Origin of the sequence: Streptococcus sp. NM, from assembly GCF_003390135.1 — a bacterium.
Classification (GTDB): Bacteria; Bacillota; Bacilli; order Lactobacillales; family Streptococcaceae; genus Streptococcus.
Genome location: NZ_QUOS01000007.1, coordinates 1 through 20,982, shown reverse-complemented (window position 1 = coordinate 20,982; position 20,982 = coordinate 1). Strand labels below are relative to the sequence as shown.

The window sequence follows — 20,982 nt, the reverse complement described above, 5'->3', positions numbered from 1 at the left end:
TAACTCTATCTATTCACTATGTCAAGCAATTCGATATTTTAATCGATGTTGATATATAAAAAAGCAAAGATAATTAATAGCTTCAGAAATATGATTAATAACTTTCAAAAAAGCTTAAAAATTACCTCATATTTACATAGAAAAAGGAGCGGATATGATATCCTACTCCTTATTCTTATCAGAAAATCTAATTAAATTTAGTCTTCTTTTTTCTTACGAGCAACAAGCCCAAATCCGCTCAAGACACCTAAAAGTCCAAGTGCTGCTAGGCTAGCATGGTCTTCTGTACCAGTATTAGGAAGTTCAGCTTGTCCTTTAGCTTCTGATGGAGCTACTGGAGCTTGTGGTGCTTTACCATTTACTGGTGCTGATGGCATCGTTGGAGTTGCTGGGTTAGCCGGTGTTGTTGGGTTAGTTGGATTAGCCGGAGCAACCGGTGTTGCTGGGTTAGCTGGGGCAGCTGGGGTTGCTGGGTTAGCCGGTGTTGTTGGTTGACTTGGGTCTGTCGGTTTCACCGGACTTGTTGGGTTTGTTGAAGGTGTTGATGGAGAACCTGGTTGAGATGGAGTGAGTGAGCCTCCATTTGTAGTACCTTCTTTGACTTCTTTATAAACGTAAGTTACTTCTGTTGTTCCTTCTGTTACTTTACCATTTTCATCACCTTTAGTTGAAGTTGGTACTAATACGTATAGTTTTCCATCTTTCGTAGTGATTGTAGCTGGTTTGTTGTCAGTTGTGTCATATGCTGAGCTTACTGATCCGTCTGTAGTATCTTTAACGTCTTCTGCGATTGTGTTACCCGCTTCGTCTACATAATGAACGACTACGTTTCCTTTAATTTCTTTGTACACATATGTTACTTCTGTTGTTTTACCTGCTTCAACACTTCCGTTTTCGTTACCTTTAGTTGATGCTGGTACTAATTCGTATACTCTTCCTTCTGCAGTTGTAATACGAGTTGGTTTCATATCATTATCAGTAGTGTTGTAAGCAGCTCCTGGTTTACCGTCTTTGGTATCAACAGCGTCAGTTTGGATTGTGTTTCCAGCTTCGTCTACATAGTGAACTACTACTTGTCCTGCTTTTTCGTAAACGTAAGTTACTTCAGTTTTACCTTCTACTACATCTCCTGTTTCAGGTTTAGAATCGTCTTTAACAGCTTTTTCTGTTAAGTAATATTTAACACCATCTTTTTCGATTGTTGCTGGTTTATTGTCAGTTGTATCGTATTTAGCGTTTAGAGAAGCACCTTTAGTATCTTCTTTATCTTCAGCAATCACGTTGCCTTCTGTGTCAACGTAGTGAACTACTACATCTCCAGTTACTTCTTTATAAACGTAAGTAACTTCTGTTGTTCCTTCTGTTACTTTACCAGACTCTTCACCCTTAGTTGAAGTTGGTACAAGTACATATACTTTACCATCTTTTGTAGTGATTGTAGCTGGTTTGTTGTCACTTGTGTCATATGCTGAGCTTACAGATCCATCAGTCGTATCTTTAATGTCTTCTGCGATTGTGTTTCCAGCTTCGTCTACATAGTGAACGACGACGTTTCCTTTTACTTCTTTGTAGACATAAGTCACTTCTGTAGTTTTACCTGCTTCAACACTTCCGTTTTCGTTACCTTTAGTTGATGCTGGTACGAGTTCATATACTTTTCCTTCTGGAGTAGTGATACGAGTTGGTTTCATATCGTTATCAGAAGTATCATATTTAGCTCCTGGTTGACCATCTTTTGTATCAACAGCATCTGCTTGAAGAGTGTTTCCAGCTTCGTCTACGTAATGAACAAGAACGTTTCCTGCTTTTTCGTATACATAAGTGATTTCTGTAGTTCCTTCTACAACAGCACCGTTTTCTGGCTTAGAACCGTCTTTCAATTCTTTAGCTGTCAAGTAGTAAACTTGTCCATCTTTTTCAAGTTTAGCTGGTTTGTTGTCAGTTGTGTCATATTTCTCACTTAGTGATCCATTTTCTACATCTTTCGTATCTTCAGCAAGTGTGTTTCCTTCTGTATCAACGTAGTGAACGACGACATTACCAGTGATTTCTTTGTAGACGTAAGTTACTTCTGTCGTTTCTCCAGCTTTAACTTTACCTGTTTCATCACCTTTAGTTGACTGAGGGATTAATTCGTATACTTTACCTTCTGGAGTAGTGATACGGTTTGGTTTCATTCCGTTATCAGCAGTGTTGTAGTCTGAGTTTGGTTTACCGTCTTTTGTATCAACAGCATCTTCTTGAATAGTGTTACCTTTTTCGTCAGTGTAATGAACGACTACTTGTCCAGCTTTTTCGTAAACGTAAGTTACTTCAGTTTTACCTTCTACTACATCTCCGTTTTCTGGTTTAGAGTCATCTTTAAGAGCTTTTTCTGTTAAGTAGTAAACAGTTCCGTCTTTTTCGATTTTCTCTGGTTTGTTGTCAGTTGTATCGTATTTAGCGTTTAGAGAAGCACCTTTCGTATCTTCTTTATCTTCAGCAATTACGTTACCTTCTGTGTCAACATAGTGAACGACTACATCACCAGTTACTTCTTTATAAACGTAGGTTACTTCTGTAGTTCCTTCAGTAACCTTACCAGTTTCAGCACCTTGAGTTGCTGTTGGTACTAATTGGTAAACTTTGCCTTCTGGAGTCGTAATACGTTCTGGTTTCATGCCGTTATCAGAAGTGTCATATGGTGTGCTAATTGATCCATCTGTTGTATCTTTAGCATCTTCAGCAATTTTATTTCCTGCCTCATCTGTATAGTGAACTACTACATTACCTTTTACTTCTTTATAAACGTATGTTACTTCTTTAGTTTGACCTGATTCTACAGTACCTGTTTCATCACCTTTAGTTGATGCTGGGACTAGTTCGTATACTTTTCCTTCTGCAGTTGTGATACGAGTTGGTTTCATTCCGTTATCTGCAGTGTTGTATTCAGAACCTGGTTTTCCATTGTCAGTATCTTTAGCACCTGAAGCAATATCTTTACCGTCTGCAGTTCCTACTAATGGAGTTCCGTCTTCTGTTTGGTAATTAACGATGACTGATCCAGCTTTTTCATAAACGTAAGTTACATCAGTTTTACCTTCAACTACGTTTCCAGTTTCTGGTTTAGAATCATCTTTAAGACCAGCTTTTGTAATGTAGTATACAGTTCCGTCTTCTGCAGTGATTTTTTCTGGTTTGTTATCAACAGCAGTATCATATTTTTCGCTTAGAGATGCACCTTTAAGGTCGTCTTTATCAGCTGCGATTTTGTTACCTTCTGTGTCAACATAGTGAACTACTACATCACCAGTTACTTCTTTATAAACGTATGTTACTTCTTTAGTTTCTCCAGCAACAACTTTACCAGTTTCTTCACCTTTAGTTGCTGTTGGTACTAATTCGTATACTTTGCCTTCTGCAGTTGTGATACGAGCTGGTTTCATTCCGTTATCAGAAGTATCATAATCTGATCCTGGTTTTCCATCTACAGTGTCTTTAGCACCTGAAGCTACATTTGCACCAGCTGGGTCAACACCTACTAATGGAGTTCCATCTTCTGTTTGATAGTTAACGACTACTTGTCCTGCTTTTTCGTAAACGTAAGTTACTGTAGTTGTTCCTTCTACTACGTCTCCAGTAGCTGGTTTAGAATCATCTTTAAGCTCTGTAGCTGTTAAGTAATATTTAACACCGTCTTTAGTGATTTCAGCTTTTTTGTGGTCTGATGTGTCGTATTTAACGTTTAGAGAAGCATCTGTTTCGTCTTTTTCGTCTTCTGCGATTACGTTACCTTCAGTATCTTCATACTTAACGACAACATTACCTTTTACTTCTTTATAAACGTAGGTTACTTCTTTCGTTTCACCTGCAACAACTTTACCAGTTTCTTCACCTTTAGTTGCTGTTGGTACTAATTCGTATACTTTACCTTCTGCAGTTGTAATACGGTTTGGTTTCATTCCGTTGTCTGCAGTGTTGTAGTCAGTTCCTGCTTTAGCGTCTGTAGTGTCTTTAGCACCTGAAGCTACATTTGCACCATCTGCAGTACCTGTTAATGGAGTTCCGTCTTCTGTTTGGTAGTTAACGATTACTGATCCAGCTTTTTCGTAAACGTAAGTTACTGTAGTTGTTCCTTCTACTACGTCTCCAGTAGCTGGTTTAGAACCATCTTTCAGTTCTTTAGCTGTTAAGTAATATTTAACACCATCTTTCTCGATAGATTCTTTTTTGTGGTCAGCTGTATCGTATTTAACATTTAGAGAAGCATCTGTTTCATCTTTTTCGTCATCAGCAAGTGTGTTACCTTCAGTATCTTCATACTTAACGACAACATTACCTTTAACTTCTTTGTAAACGTAGGTTACTTCTTTAGTTGTTCCTGATTCAACCTCACCTGTTTCTTCACCTTCAGTTAAGTATGGAACTAATTCGTATACTTTGCCTTCTGCAGTTTTAATACGAGTTGGTTTCATTCCATTGTCTGCAGTGTTATAAGCTGTACCTGGTTTACCATTATCAATGTCTTTTGCACCTGATTCTACAGTTTTACCAGCTCCATCTTCGTCTACTACTGTTCCTGCAAGTGGAGTTCCATCTTCTGTTTTGTAGTTAACGATTACTGATCCAGCTTTTTCATAGATGTAAGTTACTTTTGTAACACCTTCTACTACTGTTCCTGTTTCAGCTGGTGATGTAGTTTCTGTACCATTTACAGATGTCATTGTGTTTGCTTCGTTTAGGTAGTAAACATTTCCTTGTGCATCTGTAAGTTTTTGAGGTTTTTCAGTTTCATTTTCTTTAGTGTTGTAAGGTACGTTTTTAGAAGCTGTAGTACTACTTACAATTACATCATTTCCATCAGCATCAACATAGTATTTCTCAGTTACTACTTCAGCTACTGTTTCAGGAGTATCAGTGTAAGGAGCTTTTAATTCTGTTCCGTCTTCTGTTTGGTAGTTAACGACTACAGAACCTTTTTTCTCGATTTCACGAGTTTTTTCTTCTGCATAAGTGTAAGTGATTGTTGTAGTACCACTTGCTAAACGGTATGCACGAAGAGGAGTGATTTCGTCACGGTAAGAATACTCTTCAACTTCCGGCGAAGGATCAGAAAATTTAAGAAGAAAATCACTACTATCTTCTAAAGTACTTGTTTCTTGATCAGTAACGCTTGCTATATCAGCTGTTATATCACTTGTAGGTCTTCCTTTATCATCAACTTGATCTCCCTTATCAGCACTAATCTCCAGAGGACCACCAGTTTTTGCCGCCATTCCTAAAGTAATATATCGTTTGAAATTAAGGAGGTTATCTTCAAATCCTTTTTCTTGAAGATATGCAAGATAGTTTTTTACAAGAGTTTTGTTTGCTTCTCCTGTTAAAGTATCTGGAGCCGCTTTAAAGTTTTGTACCATTGCATATGTTCTATTTAAAGTAGCCCCAGTTCCATCTTTATCATCTGCTACATTATCACTAGATGACAATTGTATCTGTGCTGTTAAAGAGAAACTCTCAGTTTTAGCTGTTACATAGGTATTTTTCTCAAGGACGAAAACATAATCACCTTCTTTGATTCCACCATCAGCTGTTACGTTAGCTGAAGTGAAGTTTTTTGCTGTTGCTTCTCCAGCTTTGAAAGCTTCTATCATCTTAGCATCAGAAGTGATCGCACCTGAATCAGCTTGTACATATTTACCATATGTTCCTTTTCCTGTTTGTTCAACAATCCAAGCTTTTCCACCAGGTTTTACAGTATCATAAGTGATTTTACCTTCTGCGTTACTTAACCCTTCTGGAGTCAATTTCGCAGTTACATCACCTAGAGTTGTGTCAGAGTACACTCCTCCACCGTTTCCAGTAGTTTCAACCTTAGGTTCTCCGATTAGGTGGTAAGTCTTCCCATCTTTTTCGATTGTTTCTTTCTTACCATTTTCTTTAGCGTCGTTTAGGTCGCTAGCTTCTGCATCACCACCTGTAGTTCCTTTGAAAACTTCTCCTGATTTACCGTATACATCGTATGGTGTTTCGATAGTTTTATCAGCACCAGAGTTTTGGTTTTTGTTTTCTTCTAATACAGTATTACCCTCAGCAGTTACATATTTGTAGTCTACTTTTCCAGTTTTAGTAATTGTATTTGTTCCCTCTGCAGTTGGATCAGTTGAAAATTGCCTACCTGCATCTGGGTTCTCAATATTAGCTGTATCTACAATTACTGACCCCTTATCATTTGAGATTGTTGTTGTGTTGTCGCTGTTTTCTGTCATCGCTGCTTCTGCAATATGGGGTTGTCCTGCCATTGCAAGGGCTGCACCGACAATCAGACCGACTGTACCGATTTTGACTGAGTCTGAACGACCGTCTTTAAACTTACGAATGGAAAATTTTTCTTTTTTATTTATAAACATCTTCATCATCCTTTTTTTATTGTATAATTTTTATTTTTAAGCTGTTATTATGCTAATACTTGCTTGAAAACTTCAAAATTAGACACTTAATTTTAACACTTTAAAACCTCTTATACAAGGAATTTGAATACTTTTTGATCATTCAAACTATAGTTTTTTTGCTATATTTATATATAAAAAATCCATATAGCGTATGGATTTACATGTTTAAAAATATACATTTATGCTACCAGCCAAGTGAAACCCTTTCAAATTGACAACCTAAGCGTCGCAATTCTTTTTGACGGTCCTCATAGTAGGAGAGGGAAATGCCTGTAATGGTCACATGGGGAAGGTCTTTCAAGTGCAGGCTGACCGATGAGGTAAAATGATAGACATGAACGAACTCGTATTCTTGAAAGAGTTGGGCTAGAACATCTTCAAAGATCAACTCCGTCTCCAAGTAGGTCACATCAGGGATAGTGAAGGTTTCCTTGGGATGAGGCAGATAGAGGTCAATGGCCAAGGCCTTAGCATAGGTACTAATAAAGCGGATGGAGATTTGATCGTCCTCTTCAGAGAACTTTTGTCCCAGCAGAACCTTAACTGTCTTGCCATTTGAAACGGGTGCTTGAGGCAGGTCAAAAAAATGCTCCAGATAGACTAGCTTCTCTCTAGCCACGACATGATAGGCACTGCGATAGAGGGTATAGTGCTTTTCCGTCTGCTCAATCAAGTCATCTCTGGTCAAGCCCAAAGAGCCCACCTGACTGGGCTGAAGAGGGAGGGCATACATTCCCAAAGGGTAAATATCCGCATAGCCATCATCGAAACTCATGAGGTGCTGGTAGGTCGAACTAGCAACCAAGTCCAGAATCAAGCTATTGTCAAAACTAGCATAAAAAATGGTGTCATAGTCGCCGGCAAGCTCCTGACAAATCTGAGCCAAGTCCTCTGTCGTTTGAGGATAATGAACATGGTCAAAATCCTTTGCATAATGCTCCTGACGGGCATTTTTGACAGGACTGACATAAAGACTGACAAAGTCCTGATCCGGATAGAGTCCCTCGATATGCTGTGCAATCTTGGACTGCAAGGGTGTTGTCGCAATGATGAGGTGTTTCATCTCTTTGATTCTCCTAGGTGGTGATGGTGCAGCAAGATCTCAACGACTTCAAAGTCCAAGGCATCGTCGATATCATAAGAATAGAGTTTGGGCATTTCATAGGCTACTGTCTTATCCGTGTAAAAGGTCTCATCTCGTAGGTAAAGATCCTTGCGAGAAATCCAGATACTACCGTTAGGATAGTAATAGACAGGCTCTTTCTGCCGAGCATAGTGCTTGGAAACTTGAGGCGGACAGATAAATGACGACTCCGCCAACTGCAAGTAAAGACTACGACTCTTATCCGCCTTGACACAGGAAATCAAATGGTCAGCGCCAGACTGACAGTAAAGTTGATAGGATTCGATGAGGTGCTCTACCTCTCTAAGAGGTGAAGTCACCTGTAGATTGACAAAGACCTGCTCTTCCTCAAAGGGCTGTAAAAAGTCTCGTAAGGTTTCTAAGCTAGAGGTTGTTGCCAAGGCCAATTCTTTTGGTCTGTGGACACAACGAATCTCTGGATAGGCTTGACGACAGAGTTCTAGATAGGCTAGTGAGTCTGATGAGACCCAGATATCACTAAATAGCTTGGAGGCTAGAGCAACTTCTATGGTATAGAAAACCAAAGGTTTGCCTGCAAGCGGTTTGATATTTTTATCTACTAAGCCGCGTGAACCCGAACGGATCAAAATGACGGCTATGGGTTTAGATTTTTCTTTCATATAGTCTTCCTAGAATTGAGATAAAAAGAGCAGATAGGGTAGTGATAATGCTATTTAACCAGGGATTAGGGTTGGCAAAAAGACCACTATAATGATAGAGAACCAAGGCTCCTATACTAAAGATCAGATAGATTTTATCTAATTGTAAACTCGGTCTTTTGAGAAGTAAGACCAAGAGGTACAAACCACCAATCACACCTAGTGTCAAGCCCATAAAGCCGTTAATCCATTCGTAGATAGAGTAGATTTCTGCATTCATGAGCAAGAGACAGAGGAGCCAGGACAGGCCTGCTATGACAAAGGATAGGAGGCTTGGCGACCAGCGCAGCTTTGACCAAGCAAAATCCAACTTCAAGCAGGTCACGATTGCATTCATACTGGACGAAACCGTGGATTGACCCGCTGCCAAGAGAGCCAGCATGATGAAACTGCCAAACCAAGGTGCCAGACCTTCCCGAGCGTAAGCAATGAGAACAGGATTGGTCGATGTGGTAGCGAAATTTTCCTGACGAATCAAGCAGCCAATCAAATACAGTAAACTGGCAATCCCAAAGGACAAAAGTCCCTGTAGCCATAAGATTTTTCCAATCTTCTGACGCCCCATTTTGCTATTAAAACGTTGGACGATATCCTGCGAAGAAACATAGGAAAACAAGCTACTAAAACCTGCTCCTGCAACTAAGATAAAGACCATCTTCCCATCCAGAGTCTCTGCAAAGTGAGATAGCTGTTGACTGCTATTCACGACTAAACCAGATTGGGCAATTCTTGGTAGAAAGAGGCCCAGTATAGCCAGCAGGACCAAGCCCTGAAAGAAGTCCGTCCACAGCACAACCAAGAGACCACCCCTTGCCAGATAATAGACTGTCAAGAGAAGGAGTAAACCAGACAAGACCAGCTGATTGATAGGGATAAAGGGCTCTAAGGCTTGAGACAACAAGTAGGTCACAACGGCTATTCGCCCCAACTGGTAGAGGACGAAAAGACCTGAGGCCAGTGAACGAATGCCAGGCGATTGAAACTTATCCTCTAAAAGATGATAGGCTGTCTCGTAGTTTCCCTTTTGATAGAGGGGCAGAAAATAGCGATGAGCTAGTGGAATGGCTAGAAAGATGCCACACTGGGCAAACCAGAGATAGGACCTGCCTGTATAGGCATTCCCCACCAGAGTCAGAAAGGAAATGGGGCTGAGTAAGGTCGCAAAGACTGAGAAGGCCAAAACTGTCACTGGAACAGCTTTCTTAACCTGATAATAGTCCTCTTCGCTCCCTTTTTTCCAATAGGCAATCCAGGAAATCAAGTAGAAATAGAGCAATAGGGTGACTAGAATTCCCAACATCCTAGAAGTTCCTATCTAATAGTTCTCTGTATATTTGAGCTACTTTTTCCAGAGAATAGCGAGAGGCTAAGGCTAGATTTTTTTCATTCGATAGATAAAAATCAGGCTCTTCCATCTCTTCTATCTTTTGAATCAACTCTGATTTGCTTTTAAACAAGTTGATGGCATTGGACTGGTTGGCATAAAAACGATGGGCAATCTCCACATCAGATAACAAGGCTAACAAACCTTGACTCAAGGCTTCAATACAGGCATTAGCAAATAACTCTGTATAACTTGCAGACAAATAGCATTGGTGGAGATGATAAGGCACTTCGTTAACGATCCCTTTAAAGTGAATGGTTGGCGGAAGATCATATTGATTCTGTAATTCTGCTAGACGTTCCTCTGAGCCACCATAAAAGGTAATCTGGGCCTTGGAGCCACGTTTGTAGAGTTCGATAAAAGCTTCAATGACAAGTTCAACGTTCTTACCTTCTCCCATATGACCCACCAAGCAATAGTCCAAAACAGGTACGATTTTTCTTAGCTGACCTACTTTTTCTGTAAACATTGGTGGTAAAAACTTAGTGTCATACCCTTGTTTCGCCAAAGTATCAGTCAACACTTCACTGGCAACTAGGTATTTGTTTGTCTTGCGCAGATTGGCGAGGCGTAAATCTCGCATGACATTTTCATGGACGACTTCATAATAATTTTTATCCGTGTTTTCCATGTAACGCCAAAGGCTGGGTTTGGGTACGATTTGTTGGTCACGGATAAAGAGGTCGGTTTGCTGGGCCCATTTGGCTAAGAACTTCACTAACAAGTCCTCTTCAGAACGGATTTCTCCTCCTATGCGGTAGATGTATTCTGGGTAAAAGATAGTGACAGGAGAGGGTTCTTTGAAAGGATTGATAAAGCGTCCTTCCAGAGCCAGTTCTCCATTTTCGTGATACCAACGCAACTCCTTTTCCTTGAAATCTTCAAACAAGAAGGGACCCTTGGTATAGTAATATCTGCCCGAACCATCTCCTAGGGTAACAGAAGCGACAAAACCATCTTCATTGAGCTCCACCTGATCTCCGTCTGCTAGCGTTAGACTTTCTGGTCTCACTGATAAGTCTGCATGGCCTATATCTGAAAAACTATGCGGAACACAGAGCAGTTCCTTTTCTAAAAATCCTAACTTGATTAAATCTTTCTTCCAGTCAGGACGAAGCTGAGGGCTCGATACAAGGTGAACATATTCCAAACCCAGATGGCGTGCTATGCGGGCTCGATAGACCTGGGTACTCTCAAAGCCATAACGATGGATTTCCTTGGCTGGATGGATGCTGACAATTCTCGACATGATGTAGACTCTTTCTCTCTTATTTTCTGCTTACAAAGGAAAAACCACCCTCACAAAAAGGCGAGGGTGGTTCATCCGTTACAATGCTTGGGGATTTCCTAGCAAGTTCCCCCTCAAAAGGACTTTATGCTATTCTATCACAAAGACTGACCATCTGCAAGATAGACTGGATTAGACAGGATAGCGTGGGGGAGTTTTCTTATTGTTTATAAATCGATTCTCTGAAATCATCTGTGCTACGTAGGTAGGCATTGTAGATTTTTTGTTTTAATAAGTGTACCCAGCTTGCAGGAGCATGGCTTGTCGTACGGTCAATGTTAGCCACATCTTTAGCCACTGCTTGATTAATCAGTTCTTGCATTTGGGCTGCTGAACGAATTGTAATCTCCTTGCTGCTGTTTGGTACACCAAGTTCGTACTGAATGGTGATTGGTTTCAACTGATCTTGCTTACGAATACGTTGATCAAACATATCCTTCTTGAAATCAGCCCATGAACCGTATTTGTTGGCAAAGACATTTTTCAAGACGAGACTATCAGTGATGAGGCCCACATCTTTTCGGTGCCAATCTGAATAGGTGATGTCCCCATTGCGTTTAGCTTCTTCTGCATATTGGTTGGATACATATGGTAAGAACCCATCTTGATAACCTTTTTCTGCCAACAATTCGTAGGCTGTCTTTCTAAACATGATGTCACCAGGTGCACCCTTTGGATTACTGAGAGCAGCATAAATCGGTGAGAACATGCTGATAAGATGATAGCCATTACGAGTATAGTCACTCTTATCACGGTATGCCCGACGGTTGATGATATTATTGTCAATCAAGGCATCAAGACTGGTTAGTTTACTTACTTCAGCATCTGTCAATGGACGAACAGAGTTTCCAGCATGCGTTTGTTTATGGTACTTGTCCTCAATGTAGAAATTCTCTATTTTTCTAAACCATTTTTTCTTGACATCATTAGACTTAGTTAAAATGGCATTGGCTTCCATAGCATCCAAGGTATACAAGACATCGTACATACCGTGCACATACTCTTGCAAGGCTGCGGCTGATGTGAAGCGGCTTGTCGGATCATAAGTATGCAAGCGAGTTGGTGAATCCTTATCCCCTTTATAGAGAGTATTCAAGACAATAGCATCCTTATCTAAACTATCAGCAGATTGCAACAGTCCTAAGGCATACAACTCTGCTCCCAATCCTTCACGACGACCTTTTCCTTCAAAGTAAATATGTCCGTCAGAATTATGAACCATTTCATGGGTATAGACTGATGTTCCGTATTTATCCAACAAGCGGTCGCTGACATAGTGGACCTCAGAACCGTTGGCATAGGCTCCAGCTCCTTTGCTTTCCCCATACCACTTACCAGTTGGTCCAAAGAAGTTGTAGATAGAAGCAATGGCCTTATCAGACAGGGTAGCCCAGTAATAATTACTATTGCTATCTTTCATACCAAAGCCATCTGAAACCATGACTGAACGGAAGAGTTTTTCTTTGTATTCCGGTGAAAGGAGATGGTACCAGATATCGTAGTGGTCTCGTTGCCATTCAGCCGACTGGTCAACCTTAGCACGGACATACTGACGCAATTCTTCTCCTGATAAGACTGTATTATTAACACGGTCACGGTAGCGTTCGTAGCCACCAAAGGCCAAGGTAGAAAGATTTGAAATCACATAAACATCTTCTTCTGGCAATGTTAATAAAGGTAGGAGCATGTTTTTTACTTTCCAACTTGGTGCCGTAATACGATCATAGACTCCCAGTGTATAGTTACTATCTGGTGTAGCTGACTCTTGTTTAGCACGCACTTCTGGAATCGCTGACTTACTCTCTACGATATAGGCCTTGGTATTTGTCTTCAACCATTCATTATTGGTTTTGGTTGGTAAGAAGAGCTTCCTGTAAGACTCTAGTAAATCCGTCACTGTCTTGCGACCTTTTGCAGCAGCCAGTGTTGTTTCATAGGCACTTATATTATTTGATGCCTTGAGATTTTCCATACCGCTCTGACCTAGGGCAATGATGGTATCCAAGGTTGAAGCTGTGCTATTACCATCAAAGTCAAACTTATAGGTATTGAGGTCCTTGGTATTGATGTGATCGTAGTTGATATTGTACCAGCGATTGAGGTAGGTCAAACCAAGCAAGAAAGCTTCCTTGTTGTTCTTGATTTTCTCGCTGATGTAGGTTGCTACACTATCTCCCATCGTATTGATAGACTTGTCCATGGCTAGCACTTTACGGAGATGTTCGCCGATATTGGATTTAACTTTTTCAAATTCTTTGTCCAAATATAGCGAATCAAGCGACGCATCTGCCTCAATGCCCAGAACTCTTCTCATGGCTGCTGAGTCATATTCGACCCCTTGCAAATCTGCTAGGACCCGATCAGTCACTTTCGTATAGTCAGATAAAAAGGCCTCTGGTGTAAAGATAAAGTTTTTACCTGCTACGCTGTACTCTGTAATTTGTGTATTTTTGAAGTTTTCTTTGTAGGTGACATCCAGATAACTGATTGTATTATCAGCAAAATGCAACATCAGTTTATTGATAGCTACTTTATTGGCCTGAATATCTGTGATGATGTCATTGTCCTTCATTGGTACAACATCCAGCAGTTCTGTAGTATAAAGCTTATCAGTAGGATCAACTTGATTTCCATAGTGAACCACTAGCTCTTTATTATAGAAAGGCATCAATTTCTCAATATTGTGATAAGCAACTTTTCGACTAGCTTGGCCTTGACTTAACTGAGTATAGTCCACACTGTGCTGATTGGCCTTAAGTGTTTGACCTGTATCGTTTAGTGTCACTGTCATCCCATAAGACTGAACCTTTTCTCTGGCCTGGTCTTGGGTGATTGGGGCCGCATAGAGATCAGCCTTCTTGTTCTCAACAGCAGTGCTGGCATCTTTGATGTCCGCTCCCCTGTACTGGTCTCCTGTGATGGCATAACCATCTCCAGCGTTGACCATGCTAACGACATGATGGATACGGCCATTTTGCCATGTAGAACCAGCTATTCCTCCGACTCGTGGATAAGTTGTTGTGTTGAGGATGGTTCCACTTGCTAGCGCATGAGAAACCAAAGCACCACTTTGAACTTTCCCTACAATACCTCCAGCAAATTGGTCATTGTTGCGGGCATTACTAGAAATATTTGTATCAACAGCTACCTTATCAATCTTAGCCTTATTACCAGATAAGAGCCCTGCTATACCTCCCACATAGTAAGGAGAAGCATCCGTATGCTTAGCCTGAATGCTACCTGTAAATGAACTATTGCTTATTTCTGTATCTTGAGCCTTGGCTACCAAACCTGCAACTGACTTGCTACCTGACAATTGACCTTCTACAGCTACATTACTAATCTGACTATTAGTAGCTACTTTTGCTAGGCTGGCTGTGTCATCTTGACTCTTAATCTCTACTGCTTTAAGGTCAATATCTTTCACAGTAGCCTTGGTCAAGTTATCAAACAAGGCTGTCCTGAGGTCATAAATCGCAAACGGCTTCCCATCACTCGCACCGATAAGATTACCAGTGAAAGTGCCTGTCACATAGCTGGTTTGTCCCTTTGCTAAGGCCACTTCATCAGCTGTCATATCAGCTCCAAGTTTAAAGGTTCCAGCGAGATTACCTTGCATGGCAGCAATCAGTTTCTTGAAGGAAGTATAGACACCGTCCTTGGCAAGCTTTTGCTTATCAACTGTGAAGCTATAGTTATCCTTGTATGCTGAATCTTTCTCTTGAACCAGTTCATTGAAGGCAACGGTTACCTTGTATTTCCCATCCTCTGTTTCCTTAATAGAGCTAACTGGTAGCAACATTTCTTTCATCTTATCTGATTTGACTTTGACAAAATAAGGTGACAAATCGCTTGGTACTTCTGATAGATTCAGATAACGACGGTAGTGACCATCTTCCTTACCATAGAGCCCCACTTCATCCACATCTTTGATTTCAATTTTCTTATAGTCCAATTGAAAATCTTTCGTTGATACTTCTGTATTTTCCTGATCAGATTGGCCTAGATTATAGGTCAGGTAAGTCTTAATTGTATAAGGAGTATAGTAGTCCAAACCATCAATCGTTTGCTGAACGGATAAATCTTTCAAATCCACTTCTTTAATCAGTGTTCCATTTTGAAAAATTTGGGCCTTGGCCTTAACAAAAGCAGACGTTGGGTCATCTAAGCGGTAGTTGACTGCTACTGCTTTTTTGCTCTCATCTTTAACCAGATTAGTAATTTCAACAGTTGGTTTGGTTTTAACAAGACTGCCAACCTTGATAATCTCTTTGGTTGGTTCTACTTCTGTACGTGAGATTTCCTTGCTAGCTTCCACCTTACCATCTACGAGATAATCTTCATACTCGATTGTCCGTAAACCGTCTTTTCCTTCCTGAGCAATTTCTCGATGATTTTTTAAGATAGTCGCATCTTCAATTTCTTCAGTTTCATGAGGAATGGTTTCTGTTACTGTACGATGATTGCTTGTCAAAGGCAGTTCAGGAAGAGTCTCTACTACAGCAGCCTCACCCTCGTGACCCGACTCTTGGGTACCTTGAGTGCTGATTGGATCTGTATACGCTGGTTGAACTGGTTGAACTAGAGCCTCACCATCATGACCTGACTCTTGTGTGCCTTGAGTACTGATCGATGCTGTGTAGGCTGGTTGAACTGGTTGAACTAGAGCCTCGCCCTCATGACCGGGCTCTTGCGTACCTTGGGTACTAATTGGAGCTGTGTAAGATGGCTGAACGGGTTGAACTAAGGCTTCACCCTCGTGACCAATTTCTTGGGTCCCCTTACTGCTAACAACTTCTGTAAACTCTGGCACTGTTGGCTCAACTGGAGCTCCCTCCTGAGGACCTGTGTAAACTGGTAGTTCTGATTGAACCAGGGATTCGCCTTCATGACCTGACTCTTGTGTACCTTGGGTGCTAATTGGGGCTGTGTACGCTGGTTGCGATGGTTGAACCAGGGCAGCACCCTCATGACCTGGCTCTTGCGTGCCTTTAGTGCTAATTGGGGCTGTATAAGACGGCTGCTCTGCTTGGACTAGGGATTCGCCTTCATGACCTGACTCTTGTGTGCCTTGGGTGCTAACGGGTTCTGTATAAGTCGGTTGAACGGGTTGAACTAGGGCAGCACCTTCATGACCTGACTCTTGTGTGCCTTGGGTGCTAACGGGTTCTGTATAAGTCGGTTGAACGGGTTGAACTAGGGCATCGCCCTCATGACCTGACTCTTGTGTACCTTGGGTGCTAACGGGTTCTGTATAAGTCGGTTGAACGGGTTGAACTAGGGCAGCACCTTCATGACCCGGCTCTTGTGTACCTTGGGTGCTAACGGGTTCTGTATAAGTCGGTTGAACGGGTTGAACTAGGGCAGCACCTTCATGACCTGACTCTTGTGTGCCTTGGGTGCTAACGGGTTCTGTATAAGTCGGTTGAACGGGTTGAACTAGGGCATCGCCCTCATGACCTGACTCTTGTGTACCTTGGGTGCTAACGGGTTCTGTATAAGTCGGTTGAACGGGTTGAACTAGGGCAGCACCTTCATGACCCGGCTCTTGGCTCCCCTTTGCTTGCACTACAGTTTCTTTGTTTTTTTGTAGTTGAGGCTCTATAGGAGAAGGTGTTCCTCCTTGTTGTTCCTCTATCGTTGAGCTATCTACATTTTCTAAGTTAGACTTGCTGTCATGCGCCTTCTGTTTATCTGATTGTTTAACAACGTCTACTTTATTTTTCACATATCCTAGATAAGTATAACCAGGAATATCAACTGGAGCTGGCAAAGCATCTCCTGCCTGAACAGATAGTTGGGTGTTATAAGCAGCTAGTGTTTCGCTAGTCAAAGCAAGGACAGTTGGAGACAGCAACTGGCTTCCTAGACTGGTTACTAACAAGAATCGACTAATCTTACTCTTGCCATCACGTCCCTTAAGAACTACTACAACCAATAAACTAAGGCCTACCACTAAGGTAGCAGTTTCTAGGGAAGAGCTAGTTCCTGTGTTGGGTAGTACTTGATTTGCTCGATAAACAAGATAGTAGGTAGCATCTGTTTCTTCCGCTACTTGTGGTAGGGATGTAACTAAGAGAGTCTTCTCTTCATCAGTCAAATCCGACTCTAAAACATAAGTATAATTAACGGCATGAGATTCTTGAGCAGATACAGTCTGTAGGCCAGTTCCCATCAAAAAGAAACACGCAACTGCTACAGATACAAGGCCAACTGCCAATTTTCTTAATGAGAAATTCTGTCTTTTTTCTCCACTAGTTTTGAAATTCATATTCCCCTCTTTTTACATTTTTAAATTAGCATATTAATTTATAGCAAAATATACAACTCTTCCCATTATACATCAACTTTTTAAAAGATTCTAGGGATAGATATGCAAATAAGGGAATAATAAAAGGCATTCCTAAAATTAGATACCTAACTTCTGGAATACCTATCATATTTCTAAATTTTTATTTCACAACAAGCTCATAACGTGTCTTGCTTGTAAAGGTTTGACCGGCTTTAAGAATGACTTGGTCTTTGAGGTCGCTGTGAATGGCATCTGGTAAAGCCTGCGCTTCAAGGGCAATCCCATTGTGCTGTACCATTGGCTGACCTCCTATGATGACACTCTCATCCACAAAGTTTGCTGTGTAGACTACAAAGCAAGGAGCTTCTGTCTTGAAAAGCAGGAAGCGACCTGAATTTTGGTCATAAAGGAAACCAGCATTGTCATGACCTGCAGGAAGAGCAAATGGATGATCTAAGCCAGATACCAACTGGATTTGCTCATCTTCCTCTGCAAAGATATCCTTCAACAAGGCACCATTGTAGATGTGCTTGACCACATCACGAGTAGCATCTGGAGTTTTGGCAGGAACACCGTCGGGAGCGATTGGGTAAATGCCCTCTGTGTTTAGTTGGAAGACATGACGGTCAATCGTCTGCGTGAAATCACCAGACAAGTTAAAATAGCTGTGGTTGGTTGGATTGACCAGCGTATCCTGATCGGTCGTTACCTTGTAGCTGATTTCATAGGCACCAGTTTCTTCTAAGTGGTAACTGATCCAAATCTTGAGATTTCCAGGAAATCCTCCTGTCCCATCTGTACGCTCTGTGTAGAGGATCAAGCCATGGTCGCTCACTTCGACCAATTCAAATAAACTAGAATCCCAACCAGTTGAACCACTGTGGTTACAGTTGCTAGCATTGTTGACTTCAAGGTCATAGTTCTTGCCATTAAGCTCAAAGGTCGCACCTGCAATACGTCCTGCCACAGGACCTACGCTCGCTCCATGCTTGGGGCTATTGCCTACATAGCTGTCAAAGTCATCAAATCCCAAGATAACATTGGCAAAATTTCCAGTCTTGTCAGGTGTGACATAGCGTAAGATGGTCGCACCATAAGTCATAACCTCAAGCTGGTAGCCACCGTCTGTCTCAAATCGATAGGCCAAGACATCCTTGCCCTCAACATTTCCAAATACACGCTCTGTGTATGCTTTCATTCTGTTCTCCTTTTACTATTTCTCTCAAGCAAACAAACCATAGAAAGCCTACTGACAATCTATGGTTTACTTGTATGATTTACAAACCCCTTTATCAAGAATCTATAAACGCAGTATTACTTTTGATATTCGTGGATGATAACACCTTGTACCACACGGTTTACTGTACCTGTAGGAGACGGTGTATCTGGTTTGTTTTCTACCTTGAGTGAAGTCAATAGGGCAAAGAGTTGGGCATAAACAATGTAAGGGAAGACACGGTAAATATCATTCAAGACACCGCCACAACCAAGGGCCACTTCTTTGACATTTTCAAGTCCAAAGGCTTGATCACTCAAAAGCACAACACGACGAGCAATCTGATCACCAGTAACTTCACGAACCAAGTCTAAGTCGTACTTACGAGTGTAGTCTGTCGTTGTACCAAAGACCAAGACAACTGTATCTTCGTTGATCAGAGATTTTGGACCGTGACGGAAGCCGACTGGGCTTTCATACATGGTCGCAACTTGACCAGCTGTCAATTCCAAAATCTTGAGCTGAGCTTCATGAGCAAGTCCAAAGAAAGGACCAGCGCCTAGATAGATGACACGGTTAAAGTCGAGGTCAACAAGCTCTTTGACATCTTCTGCATTGTCTAGAACTTTACGAGCAAGACTAGATATAACTTCAAAACGTTCAGACTTAACAGCAAATTCTGTAGAATCAAAGACCAAGAGAGCTGTCAACATCATAGACGTAAAGCTAGAGGTCATGGCAAAGCCAGCATCATTAGAAGCAGTTGGTTGCAAAAGCAAGAGATTGCGGTCATCTCCATGAGCTTGAAGAGCCAATTTACCATCTGCTGCACAAGTAATAGTCACTTGATAAAGCTCATCCACCAAGGCTTTGGCCAAATCAACAGTCGCCACACTTTCAGGCGAGTTCCCACTACGAGCAAAAGATACAAGGACAGTCGCCACATCTTTTTTCAAATAGGTTTCTGGATTGGCAACGATATCTGTTGTCGCAATAGCATTGAAATTCCATTTGCGTTCGTCATAGACTTCCTTAAAGTAAGGTACCAAGGTATCTCCCACATAAGCAGAAGTCCCAGCACCTGTCAAAATAACCTTGATATAGTCATGTTTATCAGCAATCCCTTGTAGAAAGGCTGCAATTTCTTCACGTTGTGCTTGATAAGCTTCAAAAGCTTCTTTCCATACATCTGGTTGTTGGTAGATTTCACGTGTAGTGATTTCTGCACCCAATTCGATCAAGTCTTCTTTTGTATAATGTAACATTGAGTTCCTCTTTTTCTATTAAATATGGGAATGGGAGTAAGCCCCATTCCCATGTATATTCTATATAAGATGCTCTAACGATTTTCACGTTGTCACATCGTATACTCAATGAAAATCAAAGAGCAAACTAGGAAACTAGCCGCAGGTTGCTCAAAGCACTGCTTTGAGGTTGCAGATAGAACTGACGAAGTCAGTAACATCTATACGGCAAGGCGACACTAGTATGGTTTAAAGAGATTTTCGAAGAGTATTATTCATCTTCGTCATCATCGAAGCCCGCTAACAGGTCATTAACTTTCACAATGCTTTCTGCAGCACGGCTCTTATAGTCTGCATCTGCGCCTGTAAGGCTCGCATTGATAAATTCAATCACCATTGGAAGATTCATCCCTGCGTAAAGGTCAATATCACGACCTTCCATGATCAAGCGACTCACCACGTTACATGGTGTACCACCAAGAAGATCCGCAAAGACTAGGAAATCATCCAATCCTTCAATAGCAGCTTCAAATTTTGCAGTAAAGTCTTCTGGTCCATCTTCTGGAAGAAGAGCCACTGCATGAATGTTGTCTTGTGGACCCATGATCATTTCAGTGCTACCTTTAAGTTCTTCACAAAAACGACCATGGCTCACCAAAATTAATGATTTAGCCATAAATTATGCGCCCATTCCAAGCAAGAATTTACCGATGAATGAAAGACCTACTGCAAGAGCGATAATGATACCGATAGCTTTAGTAGAAGTCATACCTTTCTTACCAAGCAACCAGAAGATAAAGGCAGTAAAGATTGCTGGAAGCAAGCGTGGGAAGATTGAGTTCAAGATATCTTGGAAGTCAATCATTTTTTCACCGATTGGCAATTTGTAAGAAATTTCAAAGTTAATCATTGTTGCTACAAGAGCACCCATCATGAAGACACCAAGTACAGATGCAGCGTCAATCAAAGCTGTCAAAGTACTTTGCATGTTGTTGATAAGGTTAACCCCTTCTTTGTAAGCAAATTCCAACTGTTTCCAACGGAAGATGTCATAAGCAACTGCAACTGCGATCCAAAGGAAGATTCCCCATGGTTGGCCAGCGATAGCCATAGTTGCTGCGATAGATCCCATGATAGCAGGTACAAGTGAACCAAAGATAGTATCTCCAAGAGGAGCGAATGGTCCCATCAAACCTGTCTTGATACCGTTAACGGCATCTTTTGAACCTACACCATCTTTTTCTTCCATGGCAAGGTCAAAACCAGCGATAATAGTGTGGAAGAATGGTGAAGTATTGAAGAATTGAGTATGAACTTTCATCATTTC

General features: G+C 41.3%; 10 protein-coding genes. All 10 read right to left on the bottom strand.

Annotated elements, in window-relative coordinates:
• Positions 1–197: 197 nt before the first annotated feature.
• Positions 198–6,386 (bottom strand): MucBP domain-containing protein, encoded by a 6,189-nt coding sequence (locus DXN33_RS08965; protein ID WP_115904913.1) that lies wholly within the window; start codon positions 6,384–6,386, stop codon positions 198–200.
• Positions 6,387–6,612: 226 nt separating this feature from the next.
• On the bottom strand, positions 6,613–7,491 hold the full coding sequence (locus DXN33_RS08960) for a glycosyltransferase family 52 (protein ID WP_115904912.1): 879 nt from the start codon (positions 7,489–7,491) through the stop codon (positions 6,613–6,615).
• On the bottom strand, positions 7,488–8,192 hold the full coding sequence (locus DXN33_RS08955; protein ID WP_115904911.1) for a cytidylyltransferase domain-containing protein: 705 nt from the start codon (positions 8,190–8,192) through the stop codon (positions 7,488–7,490). The genes DXN33_RS08960 and DXN33_RS08955 overlap by 4 nt, the downstream gene beginning before the upstream one ends.
• Entirely contained in the window at positions 8,176–9,531 is a 1,356-nt protein-coding gene (locus tag DXN33_RS08950; RefSeq protein WP_115904910.1) for a sodium:solute symporter family transporter, read from the bottom strand. Before DXN33_RS08950 ends, DXN33_RS08955 begins: the two co-directional genes overlap by 17 nt.
• Before the next feature lies 1 nt (position 9,532).
• On the bottom strand, positions 9,533–10,864 hold the full coding sequence (locus DXN33_RS08945; RefSeq protein ID WP_115904909.1) for a glycosyltransferase: 1,332 nt from the start codon (positions 10,862–10,864) through the stop codon (positions 9,533–9,535).
• Positions 10,865–11,063: 199 nt separating this feature from the next.
• Positions 11,064–17,174 carry a ZmpA/ZmpB/ZmpC family metallo-endopeptidase gene (locus DXN33_RS08940; RefSeq protein WP_115904908.1) on the bottom strand — a complete coding sequence of 2,037 codons (6,111 nt, stop codon included), beginning with the start codon at positions 17,172–17,174 and terminating at the stop codon, positions 11,064–11,066.
• Between the two features lie 181 nt (positions 17,175–17,355).
• On the bottom strand, positions 17,356–18,393 hold the full coding sequence (locus tag DXN33_RS08935; RefSeq protein WP_115904907.1) for an aldose epimerase family protein: 1,038 nt from the start codon (positions 18,391–18,393) through the stop codon (positions 17,356–17,358).
• A gap of 116 nt (positions 18,394–18,509) precedes the next feature.
• Positions 18,510–19,676: an SIS domain-containing protein gene (locus DXN33_RS08930; protein WP_115904906.1), complete on the bottom strand. Its 1,167-nt coding sequence runs from the start codon at positions 19,674–19,676 to the stop codon at positions 18,510–18,512.
• A gap of 250 nt (positions 19,677–19,926) precedes the next feature.
• Complete coding sequence (locus DXN33_RS08925) at positions 19,927–20,331, bottom strand: PTS sugar transporter subunit IIA (protein WP_001129931.1); 405 nt, start codon at positions 20,329–20,331, stop codon at positions 19,927–19,929.
• Between the two features lie 3 nt (positions 20,332–20,334).
• A partial coding sequence (locus tag DXN33_RS08920; RefSeq protein WP_142745836.1) for a PTS system mannose/fructose/sorbose family transporter subunit IID occupies positions 20,335–20,982 on the bottom strand: 648 nt, incomplete at its 5' end.